The following is a 19,872-nucleotide window of genomic DNA, read 5'->3' on the forward strand; positions in this document are numbered from 1 at the left end:
AGAGATGGGTGTGGTGATGTTGGTTTGTCTGGTCATGCTGGTTCTGCAAGTGGGAGGCTGGGTGGTGCTGAACCAGATGCATGGTGCTAAGTATGCGCATTTTCGCCATATGAAGCTGGAGGGACTGCGGCTGCAAAGACTTTCAGTCCCATTTGTACACATGATTCATGCTTCACGTGCTACTCACAGGCTGCCTTTGCTGATGTTCAAGCTCCAGCGTTCGGTGCAGAAGCTGTATGGTATGCGCAACAGCGGAGAAAAAACGATGCTTTTTCTGACAGAAATGTTGGGTTACGGATATATAATGGCTGCTGGTGGAGCTTTAATATCGCTTATGCTGGGCGGGGATGCGACCGGGCTGGTGCTCGGATTGGGACTTGGTATTCTGGTACCCATCGCGCTGATCAAGGATTTGCATGGGAAAGTACAGAAGCGGGATCAGCAAATTTTAATGGAATTGCCTGAACTGTTGAGTAAAATGATGCTTTTAGTAGGTGCAGGTGAGACGGTACAACGGGCATTGCTACATTGCGTGGAACGTAAAGGGGCGGATACGGAACATCCGTTGTATCGAGAACTGAGGCAGACGGTGGCGGAATGGGAAAGCGGCTATTCCTTTCAACAGGCATTTGAGCACCTGAGCAAACGTTGTGGTATTCAGGAAATGACAGTATTTACGACGACAGTTTTGTTGAATATGAGGCGCGGCGGGAGCGATTTCGTGATGGCTTTACGTGAGTTATCCCAGACGTTATGGGGCAAGCGGACTTCAATTAGCCGCACAAGAGGGGAGCAGGCTTCATCTAAGCTAGTATTCCCGATGGCGCTGATTTTGCTAACGGTAATTGTGCTGGTGGGCGCTCCGGCTTTAATGATGATGAATATGTAGGAGGAATACAACGATGATGATATTAGTAACAGGCAGTATTCGTAAGTTGTACAAGGATGAGGATGGTCTGGGTACGTTAGAAATGATCCTGATCATTGCCATTCTGATTGCGGTGGCAATTATTTTTAAGGATCAGATCAAGAAAATTGTAGAAGGGCTTTTGAAAAAGGCGGATAAAAAAAGTAACGATTTTATGGATTCATAATGCTGCGTAAATTAGCACAAAAAGAGGACGGGAGCTTCTCCTTGGAAGCTTCCCTCGTCTTTCCCATTCTACTGCTGGTCATTTTTGTGATGTTATTTTTTTGCCTGTACATATATCAAAAATCTATATTGGTGCAGGTCGCTGCTACTGCTTCGGAAAGGGCCGCTTACAGTTGGGATAACAGCTTCAAGGACCCACGTACGGGAGCATTTACACAAGGGCAACGGGATTCTCTCTATTGGCGCCTGAAGGATGATGTTATGTTGGGAGCCCTGTTTGGCTGGACCGGAGCCAACAATCAGGAAAGTGTACAGGTGCCGGGCGGCAATGGGGGAGGCTCGTTACCTGCTCAGAAGCTGTCCAATGCAGAAAATAGAATGCCTGCGGGCATGCAGGGGCAGATGACATATGAGAACAGTATGATTCACCGTAAGGTGACCACAAAGTTAAATAAGATAGTGAAGGTACCTTTGTTGAATCAGTTTTTAGATCAGACGGATTTGCAAGGGAAAATGAGCTCTGGCGTGGTCGAACCTGTGGAATGGATTCGTACGGTGGAGTTGGTCCGTTATTATGGTGCGAAGTTTATGGGCAGAGGATCAGGTGAAAAGGTAGATTCGGCAGTTGTAGGGAAAGTACTGATGCAATATGGTCAAAACGGTCATTGAGAAGTAAGTAACGGGAATGTAACTGGAAAGGAGGAAGCGGGTGTTTGGTAAGAGACACAACACAAAGGACGGGGAATCAGGTGCTGTCACGGTCTTTTTAATTCTGATTTTGGCGGTCATGTTCGGTTTTATTGCTGTATTTATTGATTACGCGAGAATTGCTGCATTGCATGTGCAGACCGAACGGCTGACCCATGCGGCGGTTCGTTCAGTGATGTCTGCTTATGATCCGACATTACAACAGGAGTACGGTTTGTTTGCTTATGGCGAAGGCGGCGGAGAACAAATTATGGTCAAAGTGCTGAATGACAGCGCGCGGCGTACGGCACGCACAGAAACGCTACCGCTTATGAATATGAAGCTGGATTCTAGTTCCCTGCAAATGGAAAGGGAGCTTGGTAAATATGCCATATTTAACGAGCAGATCCGTGAAGAGATGAAGTATAAAGCACCTGTCGATTTTACGTTTGAAGTGCTCGAAAAGCTTAAGCCGCTCTCTCAAAATATGAAAGAGGCTTCTCATACGGTAGATTTGCTGAAAAGGCTGCAAAAGCTGTACGACAGACGAGAGGCCAAACTGGATGACATGCTGGAGAAGCAACGTAAGGCAGGAGCTTATATGGAAGAGGTTCGCAAGCGGATTATTAAACAGAGGGGCACCTATATGCCCAATCAGTATATATGGGACCCGCTTGAGGTTGTAGCCGATATTGCCGGTCAATATAAGCATTACGTACATGTATATGAAGACAATAAGAAGAGTGTGGACGATGTTAAAATCATGCAGATGGAAAAATATGCACGTAGAGCGAGGGCAGCGCTTGATCGCCTGCGTCAGATCATGGTTCAGGCTGGAGAAGAACATGATAAGCTGCTTCTGGAAGCCAAGGAACCGTTAAGTGAGGCCCGACAGATTAATGAAGAGATGCGCAAAGTCATTGCCCAATATAAGCAGAGGGCGGCCAATGCAGGCTACGATGAGGTTTCAGCAGCCCCTACTCCAAGCGGAGCAGGCTCCAACGCAGATCCGTCGGTAGGAAGCGCACGGCAAAAAGCAGAGGATTTGTTGATTCCAGACAAGGAATTTGAGCAATGGGAAGCAGAAATCGAAAAGCAACGGACTTCTACAAATACTGCTAACAATAGAATAACGAGCATGATGCGTACCTTATCCTTTTATACAGATCCATTTTTGAATGCAGACATGCTCAAGCAAGAAGTCGCATCAACGCTCAAAGAGATAGATAAATACTTGAATGCGTATGCTTGGGCGGGACCTGCCAATGTACTCGACGGTGAAGTCAAAATGATGGATACGCGACGTGGACCGGACAAAGAACGCAAGAAAATGGAAAAAGAGGCGAAAAACAAGCTCAAACAAGCCTATCGGATCATTGAGGTTCTTTCCAAAGGTAAACAAAGTGCAGAACAATTCCAAAACCTGGAGCGGTATTACAATGAAAGTATTTCGTTTAACCAGTCTACATCCAGTCCATCTGTATCCGCTGATTTGCCCTATGACACCTATGATGCTGCGGGAGCTTCCATGGATAGTATGGATGGTCTATACGGGTCGGCATCCAATTTACTGACTCAACTGGGAGACGAGTTTTACCAGAATGAATACGCACTTTCTTACTTCCATCATGTGGATTTTAGCCGTTTTGGCAGCTTGGCCGGATCGGGTGGAAATGTGGGAAATGCTGCACAGATTTTGGGAGATCAGCTGGAGGTGAATAATCAGGAAGTTGAGTATATCCTGTATGGCTTCCATAATCCGACGGGTAATCTGGCATCCGCCTATGGAGAAATTTTTGCTATGAGACTTGCCATTCGAACAATGGAGGGATTGGTTAAAAACAGCTCAAAAGGTAATCCGCTGGTCGTTTTGGCGGCAGCTTTGTTATATGGAGTAGAAAAAGCGATAGAAGATATGATTATGCTGGCACAAAAGGGAGACGTGCCATTGTCTGATTTTCTGAAATTTCGAATGACATACAAGGATCATTTGCGATTGTTCCTGATGCTCCATAGCAATAATGAACGAAAAATGTCCCGTATGCTTGCTCTGATCCGCCTGAATACAGATGTCAATCCTGCTGAGCGGCAAACGTATGCAACGGGTGAGGTCAAGAATGGGATGAGGCTGTGGTTTCTACCTGGGGTAATGAAGATGCTCGGAACCGCCTCAAATGAAGGCGAGAGTCTTAAGGGAAGTGTGTACTATGTCACGAAAACAGCGCATTTTTCCTATTAATCGGTGTTTACGGAAAGTTTGTGGGCAGAAGCAATGTGAACAAGGAAGTATTGTTTTAGAAGCGTCACTGGTGTTGCCAATGTTTCTGTTTTTTATTATTTTTCTCATTTATATGGTTCAGATGACGCTGGTATCCACAGCCTTGCAGAACACCGCTTCAGAAGCGGTTAAGCAGGTTTCGACTAAAATTTACCCAGTTTCTCTAGCCGTGGAGGCGGCGTCCGCGAAAATAGATGCAGTCCGTGAACCGCTGGATGAATTGCCCAAGTTATCTGTGAGTGAATATGCAAGCCAATTCGCTGCCCAGTTGCCACCTCCAATTGGTGATTGGGTAGAAAGCGCTGTTCAGGGCGGTCAAAAGCCGATGGAGGAGCTGCGGGGGCGATTTACGGAAGCTGCACTCGATCCTGTTCTGAAGCCGATGCTAAAGCCTTTTATGGAGGAAAGCATTCTGGAGTATGACCGTATTCATATAACGAGTGTACATGTACCTGCTCTTACAGGAACTAAGGACCCTTATTTTAGAGTAGAGCTATCGTATGAACTGCCGATGAAGGTCCCCTTTTTGTATCGCAGCATTGTTCTTCAAGCGGCGGCAGAGGAACGTCTCTGGATTGGGGACACAGGGGAGGGGACAGGTACAGGAGAGGCAACAGCGGATAAGGATGCGCAGCATTCCATACAGTTGCTCGTCAAGCCTGAACCTGCTGTGAAGGGTGTGTACAATTTGATCAAGGCCAAGGTTGAGCCTGGGACGACTGCTAATCTTTCTGTACTTTATAAGTCGGGTGAAAGCACGGCCCAGCATTTGGGCTGGACCTCTGCCAGTGCGGACGGGATTATTGAATGGAACTGGTTTGTGGGAACGAACACAACACCTGGTCAATGGAGCTTTGTGATTGAAACGGAGGACGGTCAACGTATAGAAGTTCCGTTTACCGTGGAAAAGCCAGCTGATGGTTAGATAGGATCGACTCGACATAGACGGACAGGAATAACTACGATGGAAAGTGATTTGGTAGTCTGCTAGTTCTATTTTATAAAGGGGGAAGATCGCATTGACGTGGATGTATATTGTATGCGGAGTTCTGCTCGCGATTGCGTTAGTTACGGATTTACGTAGCATGAAAATCCCTAATAAGCTTACATTGCCCGGCATAGTGGTAGGCTTGGTGTTCAATACTCTGTTTGGAGGGTGGCACGGTTTTTTATTTGCTGTTGCTGGACTGGGTACCGGATTTGGGTTCATGCTGATTTTGTACTGGATGGGAGCTGTTGGTGCAGGAGATGTAAAGCTGTTCGGCTTGATTGGAGCATGGACAGGTGCTGCTTTTGCATGGCAGGCAGCTTTATATTCGATTTTTTTTGCAGGTATTATTGGCATAGGGATTTTGCTATGGAAGAGGGAAACCATCATGAGACTGCGGCGCGTGGCTTTTAATTTAGGAGGATTTTTTCTATTTCGCAGCGGCAAAGCGCTGACCGGTGGAAATGAAGCGCACCTCAGGTTTCCTTTTATGACGGCAGTCATTCCGGGAGCGATCAGTGCTTATCTTTACTTCTTGCCATGACATGTCCGCTGGGGGAGATCATGCTACCTCACGGAGATAGGAAATTGTTAAGGAGGTCATGAATTGTTTGGTTTAAGCAGGGATTTTGCCCGGAACGGCGGGACATTTATGATTCTAAACAAGGAAGACGGGCTCAAGACCGATGATTTAAATTCCGTACAGACCGGCATGATGACTGGTAATCGGATTCCCGGTCTGCTGGAACTTAGAATAAAGGAAGTCGATTTTCAGATAGAGTTACATTACGATATTTCGGGGCAACGCATGCTTTCCCAGTTATGGAAAGGTGGGAGCGTGTCGACTTCTGATTTCTACCGGATTCTTTTTGAAGTGGCAGATACCCTCCATCGCAGCCCGCAATATATGTTAGATATCCGCCAGTTTATTTTGCACGAGGATTATATTTTTCTAAGTGGTTCAGGTACAAGGGAAACCGCCAGTTTAACCTATGTTCCTTTACGCAGTGTACAGTATGCAGGGCAAACAGGCAGTCAATTTAAGCAGATGGTTATTCGTTTAATGACTCGTGTGGCCCACCTTCAGGGAGAATATATACAACGCATACTCGATCTGTGTGATAGAAATGAATTTGAATTGGGATTGCTAAAGGAACTGCTATTGCAAGGAATGAAGGCTGGTACAGAGAGTGCTAGCGTGAAGGGAGAAAGTATGGAAGGGCGAGCTTTTTCATCAGCCGACCCTATCATATCTGCTCATACCTCACAGGGGAACTATACTGATCGTGGCGGAACATACGGGCAAGAGCATCGGGAGACTCTGCAGGAGATTCAGGAGCTTAAACGGATCAATCGGCTCAAACCGTTCGTGAAACCAGAGGAGAATTCTGAGCTTGTAACAGAAAACGAAGTAGAAGATGTGGAGCCTGGATTGCAAAAATATAAAACCTACATTACTCTCGGATGTCTGCTCGCTTCGGCCATCGTGTGGCGTTATATTTATCTGGATCATCCAGAGACGGTACCGTTGATCATTTCCGTGGTGCTGACCTTGGTACTTGCCGCTGTTGCTTATATAAGCTGGACGGGGAAATGGGAGCGCAATCGAGCTTCATCTCATATGTACAGCGATTCAGTACCTGTATTGGATTCGGAATGGTTAGGAACTACTTCTTCCTCAGCACAGCGGAAAAATGATCGTTATCAGGTAGATAAGCTGACCGGATTTGTAGCGGGACGCCATCATCAAGACAAGCAATCTTCCGATTCGAGTGATCAAGGGCAGGAGAGCTGGAGATGGACTTTTCCAAACTCAGAATCTAAAAGCGCGGGAAACCGAGTTACGGAAGATAGGGAGAACACTTCAGCAAACTATGACTTACACGAGCCATCGTGGAAAGGTGCGGGACGGGGAAATGAATTGGAAGCCAGTGATACCAGTGAGGCTTATTATAAGTCTCTCTCCGGGGTAACGGAGCTGCTAAATGCTGCATCTAAGCAGGAAACGATGCTGCTTCGTCCAGATCAAGAGATACAGATTTCACCTGTTCAGCAATCACCGATTGCTTGCCTGGAACGCAAGCCACTAGGTAGTGGAGGGACCGAGCGCATCCGGTTGCAGCCAGACCAATTCGTTGCAGGCAGCTTTATCATCGGGAGAGATCCGCAATTGGTCCAGTTTGTGGAGCATACGGATGGAGCTTCCCGTTCTCATATTGAGCTTTGCATAGTTACAGGAGAACATAGCCACATTGTTAAGGATTTATCCTCGACGAACGGAACTGCTCTGAATGGAGAGCCTATGGTGCCTTATAAGGAGTACATCCTGAATGAGGGAGACACTTTTAAAATTGCTGGAGTCTCTTATACTTATCGGTTGGACTCTTTTAAATCCTCCAATGCATCATAAATGAAGGTTATATGGATAGATGTCAAGAAGAGGCCTGTTATATTTAGGGCTTCCTTCTTTATGAATAGTGGACTATTAATAAGAATAAAATGAGGCATCTTAAAAACTTGCAGTCTGCTCGATAGATTGTGTCTGACTAAAAAAATGAACCCTAAGCTGGTAGTGACACTACCTACCAGCCTGGAGTTCCTCTTTTTAAATTCAATGCTGTTTTTGGGAAGAGTGGAGTTCCTCTAGAGCGTCCTTAAGTGAAGGATAGTTAAACTTAAATCCGTGCTCCAGCGCTTTGTGCGGGAGTACTTTTTGGCCATCCAAGACAAGGGTGCTCATCTCACCGAGCAGTTTTTGAACGAGAATGCCTGGAACGGGAAACCAATGCGGACGGTGGTATACCATAGCTACTGTCCTCCCAAACTGGTCGTTCGTCAAGGGATGTGGTGATGAAGCATTCACTGCCCCGACGATTTCCGTCGTATGGATGCAGTACGTGATCAGACGAACGATATCCTCAATATGAATCCAGCTCATCCATTGATGACCGCTGCCTATTTTGCCGCCGAATCCGAAGCTATAAGGTATCTTCATGAGTGGGAATGCCCCTTTTTTTCTGTCCAGCACAAGGCTAATGCGTAACTTAATTAAACGGGCATCAGAAGGGTAGGCATTAGCGGCTTCCTCCCATTGCTCAACCACCTGAGACAAAAAATCTTCCGAACGACGCGGGCTCGTTTCATCGAATGTTTCGGTCAGGGATGCACCATAGGCGGCAACAGCCGAAGCCTGAATGATAACTTTCGGTTTTTTTTGTAGAGCATTCAATGCTTGAGCCAAACGGGCAACAGATAGCAGTCGTGATTGAAGAATTCTTTGTTTGGACTTATCCGTCCAGCGCTGATTCAGCGTTTCGCCTGCTAAATTAACGACCGCATCTGTGCCTTCCAGTACTTCAGGCTTTTGTTTTAATTCGTTCCAACTCATATATTGCAAGCGGGGGCTCGCTTCGTGTCCTACCAGTGGCTTGCGGGTAACGACTTTCACGGTGTATCCGTCGTCTAGCAGGCTTTTGACCAGTGCACTCCCCACCAATCCAGTTCCTCCACATACGATGATGTTCATGGAGTCAGCTCTCCTTCCGATTCACAAAAAAATACATCTGTTATAGAATATAACCCTTTTTGAGAAAAAAACTTCATATGAATGTACCTTTATACGGTTAAGGATGTCAATCCATGATTTTATTTACCCTCGTTTGACTAACATAAATTCTGATGTGTACTTTATCTACGTGTTCCCTTAATAGAGTCATTTAAGAAAGCTGCCATAAAAGCTATGTTGTTTGATTTCAATAATCACGTTAAAATGATTAAATTAAAATAAGACAAGCATAACAGGATAAGGGGATGAATCAGGATCATGCTGAAAATTGGTTCTCATGTGTCCTTCTCGGACAAAGGTCTGCTCAGCGCTACAAAAGAAGCGTCTTCTTACGGGTCCAGCTCCTTTATGATATACACGGGAGCACCGCAAAACACGCGTCGTAAGCCGATGGAGTTCATGTATTTGGAGGAAGGCAAGCAGTTAATGGCTGAGAAGGGAATGGAAGATATCGTGGTGCATGCCCCGTATATCATCAACCTTGGCTCTTACAAAGAAAATACCTATGAGCTTGCGGTCAGCTTTCTTCAGGAGGAAATTCGACGCACACACGCGATTGGTGTGAAAAATATCGTGCTGCATCCAGGCGCTTTTACCGATAAGGATGCAGAATACGGAATCGGGCGTATTGCGGATGGTTTGAACGAGGTACTAAACGGCGTGAAGGAGACAGATGTTAACATTGCGCTTGAAACGATGGCAGGCAAAGGAACGGAAATGGGTCGTAGCTTTGAGGAGATTGCCTCCATTATAGATAAAGTAGAGCATAACGAGCGTCTTACGGTTTGTATGGACACCTGTCACATTCACGATGCGGGTTATGATATCGTAAATGATCTGGACGGTGTATTGGAGCAATTCGACCGTATTGTCGGCTTGAACCGCATCGCAGTTGTTCACATCAATGATAGTAAGAATCCGGTTGGCGCTCATAAAGACCGACATACTCCGATCGGATCAGGCTGGATTGGCTATCAGACCATTCATAATGTGGTGCATCATGAAGCACTTCAAGGACGTCCGTTTATTTTGGAGACGCCATGGATTGGTAAGGAAGCCAAAACTCAGCGTCCGATGTATGAGGTTGAAATTGCCCTGCTTCGCGGAAATGTAAAGGAGCGCTTTGGGGATGAGTTTTTGGGTCAGGTAGAGCAAGTGCATTCGTTTTTCAAAAAACAGGATGTGGATGTCCGCAGATTTGTGCTGGACACCTGGGCTCTGCTAAAAAATGATGCCAAAGCAAGAAAAGCCGATCCACGTGAGCCGTTGGAGCGTCTGTATGACATGATAACGGAAGCAGCACTATTTCCAGATTTGAGCGAAGAACACATTAATCAACGGTTGATTGCCTGGTTTGCCGGCAGTCATTTGCCAGTGACGGTATAAGCTAAGGGGGATTAATAGCCACATGGAAATTCACGTAAAACATCAGCCAAATAGCACTCTATCAGCCCATGAAAATCGCGCGCGTATGCTTGTATCTTGTCCAGACGGACCAGGTATTGTAGCAGCCGTGTCCCGTTTTTTGTACGAGCATGGGGCCAATATCGTTCAATCTGATCAATATACAATGGACCCGTCCGGCGGTATGTTTTTTATGCGGATTGAATTTGATCTGCCGAATTTGAGTGCAACCCAGCCACAGTTGGAGCAGGATTTTGCCGCTGTTGCTGAGCAATTCCGTATGGAGTGGACGATTTCTGCGGTTAGCCGCAAGAAAAAACTGGCTATTTTCGTTTCTAAAGAAGATCACTGTTTGGTAGAACTGCTGTGGCAATGGCAGGCAGGGGATCTGGACGCGGATATTTCATTGGTGGTTAGTAATCATCCGGATATGAAGGAGTATGTGGAATCATTTGGCATCCCGTATCACCATATTCCGGTAACAGCCGATACCAAACCGGAGGCGGAGCGCCGCCAACTAGAGGTCATTGGCGAAGACATTGACGTTATCATTTTAGCCCGTTACATGCAGATTATTTCTCCCAAGTTTATTGAGCATTATCGCAACCGGATTATCAACATCCATCATTCCTTTCTGCCGGCATTCGTGGGTGGGAAGCCATATGCCCAAGCCTATAATCGCGGTGTGAAAATTATTGGTGCTACTGCGCATTATGTAACTGAAGAATTGGACGGCGGACCGATCATTGAGCAGGACGTGCAGCGTGTAAGCCACGGAGATGATGTAAATGAGCTAAAACGGATCGGTCGCACCATAGAGCGGGTCGTTTTGGCAAGAGCCGTGAAGTGGCATGCAGAGGATCGTATTCTGGTTCATGAGAACAAAACGGTCGTTTTTAACTAATCTTAAAATTTTAGAAAAAATTTGTGAGTATATATTTTTTGTTGAACAAAGCCCGCTGTATAACGGGCTTTGTTTTTTTATGTAAGGATTTTGCAAAATCCTCATGTGAGTTACTCGCCTTAATAAACAGTCAGTACATAATATTTTTTTGTGATTTTATAATTTTTTAAATGAGGTTAATACATTACGGGTATATTTATATGAGGACTCGGTACTACATTTCCACAATCATCTTTATAAACGATCTGGCAAACTTTCACGGCAGATGGTACAATACTTAAGAATGTATAAGTCATATTGAAACATTCAAGCAGATTCACTCACTTCAATAGACATCGTTTCTATATCGGACGGTGATGTTGGAGAGTATGACCGAATGCAATTGACATACTTTATACAATATGAGGAGGCAAACCATGACTGACCAGAACCAAGCGATTCAAAAGGATGAAAACTCCACGATCGACAATTTGTCCATCACAACTATTCGTACGTTGGCAATTGACGCCATCGAGAAAGCAAACTCGGGACATCCTGGGATGCCGATGGGCTCCGCGCCAATGGGATACCAACTTTTTGCTAAAACGATGAATCATAATCCCGATCAACCTACATGGGTTAACCGTGACCGTTTTGTATTGTCCGCAGGACACGGTTCCATGTTGCTATACAGCCTTCTGCACCTGAGCGGCTATGATCTTCCTATGGAAGAACTGAAACAATTCCGTCAATGGGGCAGCCTTACACCCGGACACCCTGAGTTTGGGCACACTGCTGGTGTAGATGCTACAACTGGACCTCTGGGACAAGGTCTCGCAATGTCCGTAGGTATGGCAATGGCTGAAGCTCAACTGGGTGCAACATATAATAAAGACGAATTTAAAGTTGTAGATCACTTCACGTATGCAATCTGCGGCGATGGCGATCTGATGGAAGGTATTTCCCACGAGGCTGCTTCGCTGGCTGGTCGCTTACAACTGGGCAAGCTGATTGTATTGTTTGATTCCAATGATATTACACTGGACGGCAAGCTTAATCTGTCCTCTTCCGAGAGTGTTGCCAAACGCTTTGAAGCTTACAACTGGCAAGTACTGCGCGTAGAAGATGGTAACGACCTTCCAGCCATCCAAAAAGCCATTGAAGAAGCGCAAGGCGACTCGACACGCCCTACGCTGATTGAAGTGAAAACAGTTATCGGCTACGGAAGCCCGAACAAACAAGGTAAAGGCGGACACGGTGGTACTCATGGTTCCCCGCTGGGATCAGAAGAAGCCAAGCTGACTAAAGATTTCTACAAATGGGTATACGAAGAGGACTTCCACGTACCACAAGAGGTTCGCGAGCATTTTGCTAAAGTAAAAGAGCGCGGTATCGCGGCGAACAAAGCATGGAATGAACAGTTCGCGAAATACAAAGCTGCTCACCCTGATTTGGCAGCGCAGTTCGAAACAGCTGTAAACGGCGATCTTCCAGAAGGCTGGGATCGTGATCTTCCGAAATACACGACTGGAGACAAAGCCGTTTCGACTCGTGTAGCATCTGGTAATGCTCTGAACGGACTGGCTCCAAACGTACCTTTCCTGACAGGCGGATCTGCCGATCTGGAGAGCTCCACGATGACACATTTGAACAACCTGACGAACTTTACGCCAGAAGACTACGCCGGCCGTAACATCTATTTCGGTATCCGCGAATTTGGTATGGCTGCTGCGATGAACGGCATGGCGTTGCACCAAGGTGTAAAAGTATTCGGCGGTACATTCTTCGTATTTACAGACTATCTGCGTCCAGCCGTTCGTCTGGCAGCTCTGATGGGATTGCCTGTAACTTACGTTCTGACTCACGACAGTATTGCTGTGGGTGAAGATGGTCCGACTCATGAGCCGATCGAACAATTGGCTTCCCTGCGTATTATCCCGAACCTGACAGTAATTCGTCCGGCGGACGGTAACGAAACTTCTGCTGCTTGGGCTTACACGCTGGAAAACAAGAAAAACCCGGTTGCTCTGGTATTGACTCGTCAAAACCTGCCAATCCTGGCTGCTAGTGCTGAGCATGCACGCGAAGGTATCAAACGCGGTGCTTATGTGGTTGCAGATGCAACTGACGGCAAACCGGTTGCTCAAATTCTGGCTACAGGCTCAGAAGTACAATTGGCTGTTAAAGCTCAGGAAGCACTGGCAGAACAAGGTATTCAAGTACGTGTTATCAGCTTCCCAAGCTGGGATCTGTTCGAAAAACAAGACAAAGCATACAAAGATTCCGTTCTGCTGCCAGAAGTGAAAGCTCGTTTGGCTGTAGAAATGGCGTATCCACTGGGCTGGGAAAAATATGTTGGCGACCAAGGCGACATTCTCGGTATCAGCACATTCGGCGCATCCGCACCTGGCGACCGCGTGATTAAGGAATACGGCTTTACAGTAGAGAATGTTGTTAGCCGTGTGAAAGCTTTGTTGAAATAAAACACAGAGCATCTAAAACAGACAGTCGTAACCTGAGAAAGGCTTACGGCTGTTTGTTTCATACAGTTGATGTTTTGCAAAAAAAAATCACTATTGAATTCCAGTGTATAGCATACGGTGATACGGTGTGTATTTTCATACTGAAGCTGGATTCAAATCTATGTTATGATGCACCAATATTCATTCAACCATTGAGAGCAGATGAGGGGATAACGAATGACACAGTTTGATGGAGTAAGCGTAGTTAAAAAAGCAAACGTTTATTACGATGGTCAGGTTACAAGCCGTACAGTCATCCTGGGTGACGGCAGTAAGGTTACACTGGGTATTATGCTGCCAGGAACGTATGAGTTCGGCACGGATTCCCGTGAGATCATGGAGATTTTGGCAGGGGATTTGAGAGTGTTGCTTCCAGGTACTGAAGAATGGCTGGAAATACAGGGGGCGGCAACCTTTCACGTACCTGCAAAGTCATCATTTAAGCTGGAAGTACGAAGTGTAACTGATTATTGCTGTTCTTATCCCGAATAATAAGCCAAAACGGGTAAGTACACTCAGCTTTCAAGCCAAGTGTGCTTACCCTAAAGCTATGCCATATGTACACAAGCACAGCCGTATGGTTACAAAGAAAGGTACAGCTTATTCGATAGGTTGACCACCAATGGTGCGGCCAATCCATGCTTCGTATGTCTTCACGACAGCGGATAGATCCTCGTCGCCGTAGCCTTGTGTTTGCCCGGCTTGAAACAGGCTTTTGGCAATGGATAACATAGGTGCAGGGATGGACAGGCTGTCTGTTAGTGAGGAAGCAAGCTTCAAGTCCTTAAGCATCAAGGCAAGTGAGAACTGGTTGCTAAAATCATGTTCAATGATTTTGCGCCCTTTCAGGTCAGCGGCCTTGCTGCCTGCCGATCCGAGTTGTACCAATTCAAGGAAGCTGTCTGCCGGGATGCCGGATTTAGCCGCGATAGCAAAGCCTTCAGCCAGAGCGAGGTTATGAATACCAACCATCGTATTATGAGCGAGCTTGGCTACGGCTCCGCTGCCATTAGGTCCCATATGAAGTACCTTTTTGCCCAACGTATCAAAAACATCTGATTGTGCCGCAATGGCTTCTGCATTACCGCCAACCATGAACACGAGTGTGCCGTCTACAGCGGCAGGCTTACTGCCTGTTACGGGTGCATCAATGAAGGAACAGCCCAGCTTGTCCGCTTCGGCGGCCAGTTGTTTAACCAGCTCAGGTGAAATCGTGCTGTTGTCCATCACAGTCATGCCGGCCGTAAGACCGGCAAACACGCCGTCTTCGCCGTAATAGATGTCACGAATGGAGTGATCATCGCTGACCATGGTAATGACCAAGTGCTGACCTTTAGCTGCTTCACGAGGAGTTGAAGCTGTACGTGCGCCTTGCTCTGCCAGTGGTTCGCAGCGCGAAGCGGTACGATTATAAACTGTGACTCCGAATCCCTGCTTTAGCAGATTGGATGCCATCGGGGCGCCCATGGTGCCCAGTCCGATAAATCCGATGTTTTTCATTGCTAATCACCTTTCTTGTTGGAAGTTGCCGTCCGATGCAGATTGCGAGTTCGGCTTGAATTGAATATTGAAACAGGTTGATCTCAGTTAATTGTAGCATGGGCATGCTACCCTATCTACAAGAAGGGCTGTCAAGCACAGGATACACAGGTAACGCAAGCTTGTCAGGTCCAGCAAATTAAAGTATCCTATTCCTAAGTCCTTATGTTCGTATTCATGGTCTTAGTAATACCAAACAGGAGGTTCCAAACATGTCTAAAAAAGTTATTTTTGATTACACTAAAGCACTCTCCTTTGTAGGTCAGCACGAAATTGATTATTTTGCAGAGCCTATCAAGTTGGCTCATGAGCAACTGCACAACCAAACCGGTGTAGGTTCCGATTTCTTGGGTTGGATTGACCTGCCTACTAATTATGATAAAGAAGAGTTTGCGCGCATCCAAAAGGCTGCTGCTAAAATTCAAAGCGATTCCGAAGTACTGATCGTAATCGGTATCGGCGGTTCTTACCTTGGAGCACGTGCTGCGATCGAAATGCTGTCGCATTCTTTCTACAATGCGCTGCCTAAAGATCAACGCAAGGGTCCAGCTATCTATTTTGCAGGCAACAACATCAGCTCTACATATGTAAATCATCTGTTGGAACTGATTGAAGGAAAAGACTTCTCAGTGAACGTCATTTCTAAATCAGGTACCACAACAGAGCCAGCTATCGCATTCCGCGTATTCCGTGCAGCTCTGGAGAAAAAATACGGTAAAGAAGAAGCACGCAAGCGTATTTATGCAACGACGGATAAAGAACGTGGTGCTTTGAAAAAACTGGCTAACGAGGAAGGCTACGAATCCTTCATTATTCCTGATGATGTGGGTGGTCGTTATTCCGTGCTGACAGCAGTAGGCTTGTTGCCGATTGCTACTGCAGGCATTAACATCGAGGAAATGATGCAGGGGGCGGCAGACGCTTCCAAAGAGTACAGCAACCCGAATGTAGCTGAGAACGAGGCTTATCAATATGCAGCCGTTCGTAACGCTTTGTACCGCAAAGGTAAAGCAATTGAAATTCTCGTAAACTATGAGCCGTCTCTTCATTTTGTATCCGAGTGGTGGAAACAGTTGTACGGAGAAAGCGAAGGCAAGGATTACAAAGGCATTTATCCTGCTTCTGTTGATTTCTCGACAGACCTGCACTCCATGGGACAATTCATTCAGGAAGGCAGCCGCAACATTTTCGAAACGGTAATCCAAGTTGAAAATGTACCTAGTCACATCACCATCGAAGCAGATGAGGATGATCTGGACGGACTGAATTTCCTGGCAGGCAAAACTGTGGATTTTGTAAACAAAAAAGCATTCCAAGGTACATTGCTGGCTCACACAGACGGACAAGTACCGAACCTGATTGTAAATATTCCTGACTTGAGCCCTTACTCTTTCGGCTATCTTGCTTATTTCTTCGAAAAAGCTTGCGGCATCAGCGGCTACCTGTTGGGCGTAAATCCGTTCGATCAACCGGGCGTAGAAGCTTACAAGAAGAACATGTTTGCGCTGCTCGGCAAACCAGGCTTCGAAAAAGAAAAAGCTGAGCTTGAAGCGAGATTGTCTGAATAAGAGTGCTGTAATCTCTGATGCGAAACAGGATTTCGGTCAGAAGTGTTATAGTGTATAGCATCAATTAAAGTACAGGAAAGCAGTTCACCAGCTGCCAGAAGCGGGGGACTGCTTTCTTGTAAAATGAAGTAAGGAAGGTTATACGTGTATGTTGGAACAATACCGAACCGTACGCGGTGCCGGCAACAAGGAAATTGTGATCCGAAAATCCCGTTTTATCGGTCATATTCAGCCTGTTCAAACTGAGGAAGAAGCAACTGCTTTCATAGAACGTATCAAAAAAGAGCATTGGAACGCTACCCATAATTGTTCTGCTTACATGATTGGGGAAAGAGACGAAATCCAAAAGCAATCGGATGACGGAGAACCGAGTGGTACGGCTGGAAAGCCTATTTTGGAGGTGATCCGCAACCAGAAGCTGAAAAATGTCGCTATTGTTGTTACCCGTTACTTTGGTGGGATTTTGCTGGGAGCAGGCGGTCTGATTCGCGCATATTCAGATGGTGCTGTTGCAGCAATCGAGGCAGGGGATGCAATTACGCGTGTGCTGCATCGCGAAGTTTTTGTAGAATTGGATTATACCTGGTTGGGCAAAGTGGAAAATGAATTACGCAATCGCAGCATCCGCACTGGAGAAACAATGTTTACGGATAAAGTTACCTTAACCTGTCTGCCGCTGGCTGGTGATGCGGAATCCTTCAGCAACTGGATAACAGACTTGACGCAGGGGCAATCGCTTGTGTCGGAGGGAGAGCAGCTTTACTTTATTGAAGGGGAATAAATAATATGGCTAGAAGAGCAGTAGAACAGGAGTTGTCAAGAGGGCGGATTCTGGAAGCGGCCAGGCACTTGTTTATTACCAAGGGCTACCGTGCGATTTCAATGCGCAGCATTGGCCAGCATCTGGGTTACAGTCATGGTTCGTTATATTATCATTTTAAAGAGAAGGCTGAACTGTTCTATGCCATTGTGATTGAAGATTTTAATACATTGCGTGGGATTCTACTGCAAGCAGCAACAGGTACGTCTGATGATGGCTTGAGCAGACTGGAGTACTTGATGCTGGAATTTATCCGTTTTGGTTTGGAAAATCCATATCAGTACGAAATTATGTTTATGATGCACGATGAAGAACTATTTGCATACTGTCGCACAGAGCAAAACCGTTGTGTGGAACTATTTGCGTCCATGATCCGTCAAGAATTGAGTGGTCAGGGGCATTCGGAGGAAGATTGCTCTAGGGTACCGAAAAGTCTGTTTTTATCCATGCATGGCTTTGTATCATTTTATATTCAGGACGGTTTAACATTTGAAGAAATTAGGCCCGCTGCTTTAGCACATGTAAAGCTGCTGTGCAGACACCTATGAGCGTACCTGCATTCACACACTTCAGCCATGAACATGTAGGGCGCTTTTCTGGGTGTATACACTTCATGACGGTGACTTATCATTACGTTACTTTGCGAAAGCGACTAAGAATTTAACAGACGATGATGCATCCAGTAGGAAAACATCATGGTCTGTTTTTTTACCCGGTCCGTCAGCCTTTCATGATCTTTACATGGTATTGGCGTCTGCGTGGTCCGTCGAATTCACAAAAATAAAGTCCCTGCCATCGTCCGAGCAACAGCTTTCCATCATGGATGATGATCGTTTGTGAGGGGCCTGTCGTAATGGATTTTAGGTGGGAAGCTGTATTTCCCTCCATATGGCGATATTGGGGATGCTCCCACGGATAAACTTCATCTAGTCTTAATATCACATCATGTTTGACGTCTGGGTCTGCATTTTCATTAATGGCGATGCCGGCTGTCGTGTGTGGACAATAAACAAGTGCGGTTCCTTGTTGGACCCCGCTTTTTTCGATCAATGAAGCAACCTCTCGTGTAATATCGCGCATTTCATCTCGCCGTGTAGTGGATAATTCTAAAGTATGCAACAATAACTCCATCTCCTTTCTTCCTAATACTTTACCCTTTTAATTCCTAATATAATATATAGTTGACGAAAATTACTTTCCTTTGATAAAGTATCACATAAGAAAAAACATAGTATATACATTGGAATAATTAAATGATTTCAAATGAGGTACGTGCTTTGCGGGAAGCAAGGCTGCTGCTGTTCCTGAACAGGTCCAGAAGCGGAAAGGAAGTGTACGGATATGCATGTGGAAGTAAGAGGATTAAACAAGCATTTCGGTAATTTTCATGCAGTAAAGGACGTATCTTTTGATATTCAGGCGGGCCATCTTATTGGCTTACTCGGTCCAAGTGGTGGGGGGAAAACTTCCATTCTTCGCATTTTGGCGGGTCTGGAGCAACCGGATGCGGGAGAAATTCATTTTCATGGAAAAAGGGTAAACGAGCTGTCCCCGCAGGAACGTGGAATCGGATTTGTATTTCAAAACTATGCTTTGTTCAAGCACATGAGCGTCTACGACAATATTGCCTTTGGCCTGAAAGTGAAAAAAAGCTCCAAAACCCGCATCAAGGAACGGGTCACAGAGTTGGTCGAACTAACGGGGCTCAAAGGTTTTGAGCATCGTTATCCGCATCAGTTGTCAGGTGGACAACGACAGCGGGTTGCTTTTGCGCGTGCTTTGGCACCAGAGCCTCAACTGTTGCTGCTGGATGAGCCTTTTGCGGCTATTGATGCCAAGATTCGTCAGGAGCTGCGCACCTGGCTGCGAGAGTTGATTGAGCGGGTGGGCATTACTTCAATTTTTGTCACCCATGATCAGGATGAGGCGATTGAAGTAGCGGATGAAATTATGGTGATTAATCAGGGACGACTAGAGCAGAAAGGAACGCCTTGGGATATTTATAAAAAACCGGGTACCCCGTTCGTGGCTTCCTTTATTGGGGAATCTACAGTGATTGAACAGGCAGGCAGTCTTAGAGGCTTCGAAGAAGCTGCTGGAGTGGGAACACGTGCCTTGATCCGTCCGGAGTATATTGATGTCGGGCCAAGCGAGGAATTTACGCTTCTGTCGGCGACCGAGGAAGGCATAGTGAAGCATTTGCATTTTCGTGGAAGTGAGTGGATGGTTGAAGTACAGGTCGGGGATCATCGTCTCATGACATACCGCTCACTGGAGAAGTCTACGCTGGAACCTGGTCAGCAGGTGCGAGTGTTAGTGCATCGAGCCTATCTCTATAATGACCAGTCCAGCTGGATGGTGGAAAACCGCCTGAAGGAAGATCCAATGCCTATCATCATCTAAAAATAAATACGATCACGCATGAGGGGATGTCTAGCCGGATTTCACGGCTTTGGGCATGCTCCTTTTGGCGTTGGACGCTGGAAGGATTTACGCAGATGATTTACGTAGAATCGGTCTGTTCG

Annotated in this window: 18 protein-coding genes; 15 read left to right on the forward strand and 3 right to left on the reverse strand. The window is 46.1% G+C overall.

Features of this window, described 5'->3' with window-relative positions; translation table 11 throughout:
• The first annotated feature begins 4 nt into the window (after nucleotides 1-4).
• From JOE49_RS12380 to JOE49_RS12410, 7 genes are all read left to right on the forward strand, one after another.
• A complete protein-coding gene (locus JOE49_RS12380; RefSeq protein WP_081047457.1) occupies nucleotides 5-889 on the forward strand; it encodes a type II secretion system F family protein in 885 nt (294 codons plus the stop codon).
• A 13-nt stretch (nucleotides 890-902) separates the two neighbouring features.
• Nucleotides 903-1,094: a Flp1 family type IVb pilin gene (locus JOE49_RS12385; protein WP_023987623.1), complete on the forward strand. Its 192-nt coding sequence runs from the start codon at nucleotides 903-905 to the stop codon at nucleotides 1,092-1,094.
• Entirely contained in the window at nucleotides 1,094-1,762 is a 669-nt protein-coding gene (locus JOE49_RS12390; RefSeq protein ID WP_075153925.1) for a TadE family protein, read from the forward strand. Before JOE49_RS12385 ends, JOE49_RS12390 begins: the two co-directional genes overlap by 1 nt.
• A 40-nt stretch (nucleotides 1,763-1,802) precedes the next feature.
• Nucleotides 1,803-4,019, forward strand: a complete 2,217-nt coding sequence (locus tag JOE49_RS12395) for a DUF5702 domain-containing protein (RefSeq protein ID WP_209941347.1) — start codon at nucleotides 1,803-1,805, stop codon at nucleotides 4,017-4,019.
• Nucleotides 3,988-4,983: a TadE/TadG family type IV pilus assembly protein gene (locus tag JOE49_RS12400; RefSeq protein WP_209941349.1), complete on the forward strand. Its 996-nt coding sequence runs from the start codon at nucleotides 3,988-3,990 to the stop codon at nucleotides 4,981-4,983. The genes JOE49_RS12395 and JOE49_RS12400 overlap by 32 nt, the downstream gene beginning before the upstream one ends.
• Nucleotides 4,984-5,077: 94 nt before the next feature.
• Nucleotides 5,078-5,590, forward strand: coding sequence for an A24 family peptidase (locus JOE49_RS12405; protein ID WP_209941351.1), 513 nt, complete (start codon nucleotides 5,078-5,080; stop codon nucleotides 5,588-5,590).
• A gap of 63 nt (nucleotides 5,591-5,653) precedes the next feature.
• Nucleotides 5,654-7,456, forward strand: coding sequence for a DUF6382 domain-containing protein (locus JOE49_RS12410; protein ID WP_209941353.1), 1,803 nt, complete (start codon nucleotides 5,654-5,656; stop codon nucleotides 7,454-7,456).
• 201 nt (nucleotides 7,457-7,657) lie between these two features.
• On the opposite strand, the gene JOE49_RS12415 is transcribed toward JOE49_RS12410, so the two are convergent.
• Entirely contained in the window at nucleotides 7,658-8,572 is a 915-nt protein-coding gene (locus tag JOE49_RS12415) for a TIGR01777 family oxidoreductase (RefSeq protein ID WP_028543022.1), read from the reverse strand.
• A 297-nt stretch (nucleotides 8,573-8,869) separates the two neighbouring features.
• On the opposite strand from JOE49_RS12415, the gene JOE49_RS12420 reads away from it, so the two are divergent.
• From JOE49_RS12420 to ppnP, 4 genes are all read left to right on the forward strand, one after another.
• A complete protein-coding gene (locus JOE49_RS12420) occupies nucleotides 8,870-9,997 on the forward strand; it encodes a deoxyribonuclease IV (RefSeq protein WP_209941354.1) in 1,128 nt (375 codons plus the stop codon).
• A gap of 22 nt (nucleotides 9,998-10,019) precedes the next feature.
• Complete coding sequence (purU, locus tag JOE49_RS12425) at nucleotides 10,020-10,919, forward strand: formyltetrahydrofolate deformylase (RefSeq protein WP_023987631.1); 900 nt, start codon at nucleotides 10,020-10,022, stop codon at nucleotides 10,917-10,919.
• A gap of 416 nt (nucleotides 10,920-11,335) precedes the next feature.
• Entirely contained in the window at nucleotides 11,336-13,381 is a 2,046-nt protein-coding gene (gene tkt / locus JOE49_RS12430; protein WP_069080966.1) for a transketolase, read from the forward strand.
• Between the two features lie 216 nt (nucleotides 13,382-13,597).
• The gene (gene ppnP / locus JOE49_RS12435) at nucleotides 13,598-13,912 is read left to right on the forward strand and encodes a pyrimidine/purine nucleoside phosphorylase (RefSeq protein WP_023987633.1); all 315 of its coding nucleotides are present in this window, start codon (nucleotides 13,598-13,600) and stop codon (nucleotides 13,910-13,912) included.
• A gap of 108 nt (nucleotides 13,913-14,020) precedes the next feature.
• Here the strand turns inward: ppnP and JOE49_RS12440 are convergent, their stop codons facing one another.
• Nucleotides 14,021-14,920: an NAD(P)-dependent oxidoreductase gene (locus tag JOE49_RS12440; RefSeq protein WP_160789835.1), complete on the reverse strand. Its 900-nt coding sequence runs from the start codon at nucleotides 14,918-14,920 to the stop codon at nucleotides 14,021-14,023.
• A gap of 251 nt (nucleotides 14,921-15,171) precedes the next feature.
• On the opposite strand from JOE49_RS12440, the gene JOE49_RS12445 reads away from it, so the two are divergent.
• From JOE49_RS12445 to JOE49_RS12455, 3 genes are all read left to right on the forward strand, one after another.
• Nucleotides 15,172-16,527 (forward strand): glucose-6-phosphate isomerase, encoded by a 1,356-nt coding sequence (locus tag JOE49_RS12445; RefSeq protein WP_013369975.1) that lies wholly within the window; start codon nucleotides 15,172-15,174, stop codon nucleotides 16,525-16,527.
• Nucleotides 16,528-16,675: 148 nt separating this feature from the next.
• Nucleotides 16,676-17,308 (forward strand): YigZ family protein, encoded by a 633-nt coding sequence (locus JOE49_RS12450; RefSeq protein ID WP_023987635.1) that lies wholly within the window; start codon nucleotides 16,676-16,678, stop codon nucleotides 17,306-17,308.
• A gap of 5 nt (nucleotides 17,309-17,313) precedes the next feature.
• The gene (locus JOE49_RS12455; RefSeq protein ID WP_023987636.1) at nucleotides 17,314-17,895 is read left to right on the forward strand and encodes a TetR/AcrR family transcriptional regulator; all 582 of its coding nucleotides are present in this window, start codon (nucleotides 17,314-17,316) and stop codon (nucleotides 17,893-17,895) included.
• 172 nt (nucleotides 17,896-18,067) lie between these two features.
• Here the strand turns inward: JOE49_RS12455 and JOE49_RS12460 are convergent, their stop codons facing one another.
• Nucleotides 18,068-18,469, reverse strand: a complete 402-nt coding sequence (locus JOE49_RS12460) for a secondary thiamine-phosphate synthase enzyme YjbQ (protein WP_061829625.1) — start codon at nucleotides 18,467-18,469, stop codon at nucleotides 18,068-18,070.
• 219 nt (nucleotides 18,470-18,688) lie between these two features.
• On the opposite strand from JOE49_RS12460, the gene JOE49_RS12465 reads away from it, so the two are divergent.
• Nucleotides 18,689-19,750 (forward strand): sulfate/molybdate ABC transporter ATP-binding protein, encoded by a 1,062-nt coding sequence (locus JOE49_RS12465; RefSeq protein ID WP_023987638.1) that lies wholly within the window; start codon nucleotides 18,689-18,691, stop codon nucleotides 19,748-19,750.
• The last annotated feature ends 122 nt before the right edge of the window (nucleotides 19,751-19,872 follow it).

Source organism: Paenibacillus sp. PvR133 (genome assembly GCF_017833155.1).
In the GTDB taxonomy this organism is placed as follows: domain Bacteria; phylum Bacillota; class Bacilli; order Paenibacillales; family Paenibacillaceae; genus Paenibacillus; species Paenibacillus polymyxa_B.

What these genes read in the sequence shown, in the direction of transcription:
- tkt (WP_069080966.1), top strand. Translation starts at nt 11,336, where the DNA reads ATGACTGACCAGAACCAAGCGATTCAAAAGGATGAAAACTCCACGATC.
- JOE49_RS12390 (WP_075153925.1), top strand. Translation starts at nt 1,094, where the DNA reads ATGCTGCGTAAATTAGCACAAAAAGAGGACGGGAGCTTCTCCTTGGAA.
- JOE49_RS12380 (WP_081047457.1), top strand. Translation starts at nt 5, where the DNA reads ATGGGTGTGGTGATGTTGGTTTGTCTGGTCATGCTGGTTCTGCAAGTG.
- JOE49_RS12400 (WP_209941349.1), top strand. Translation starts at nt 3,988, where the DNA reads ATGTCACGAAAACAGCGCATTTTTCCTATTAATCGGTGTTTACGGAAA.
- JOE49_RS12415 (WP_028543022.1), bottom strand. Translation starts at nt 8,572, where the DNA reads ATGAACATCATCGTATGTGGAGGAACTGGATTGGTGGGGAGTGCACTG.
- ppnP (WP_023987633.1), top strand. Translation starts at nt 13,598, where the DNA reads ATGACACAGTTTGATGGAGTAAGCGTAGTTAAAAAAGCAAACGTTTAT.
- JOE49_RS12465 (WP_023987638.1), top strand. Translation starts at nt 18,689, where the DNA reads ATGCATGTGGAAGTAAGAGGATTAAACAAGCATTTCGGTAATTTTCAT.
- JOE49_RS12445 (WP_013369975.1), top strand. Translation starts at nt 15,172, where the DNA reads ATGTCTAAAAAAGTTATTTTTGATTACACTAAAGCACTCTCCTTTGTA.
- purU (WP_023987631.1), top strand. Translation starts at nt 10,020, where the DNA reads ATGGAAATTCACGTAAAACATCAGCCAAATAGCACTCTATCAGCCCAT.
- JOE49_RS12450 (WP_023987635.1), top strand. Translation starts at nt 16,676, where the DNA reads ATGTTGGAACAATACCGAACCGTACGCGGTGCCGGCAACAAGGAAATT.
- JOE49_RS12420 (WP_209941354.1), top strand. Translation starts at nt 8,870, where the DNA reads ATGCTGAAAATTGGTTCTCATGTGTCCTTCTCGGACAAAGGTCTGCTC.
- JOE49_RS12455 (WP_023987636.1), top strand. Translation starts at nt 17,314, where the DNA reads ATGGCTAGAAGAGCAGTAGAACAGGAGTTGTCAAGAGGGCGGATTCTG.
- JOE49_RS12440 (WP_160789835.1), bottom strand. Translation starts at nt 14,920, where the DNA reads ATGAAAAACATCGGATTTATCGGACTGGGCACCATGGGCGCCCCGATG.
- JOE49_RS12385 (WP_023987623.1), top strand. Translation starts at nt 903, where the DNA reads ATGATGATATTAGTAACAGGCAGTATTCGTAAGTTGTACAAGGATGAG.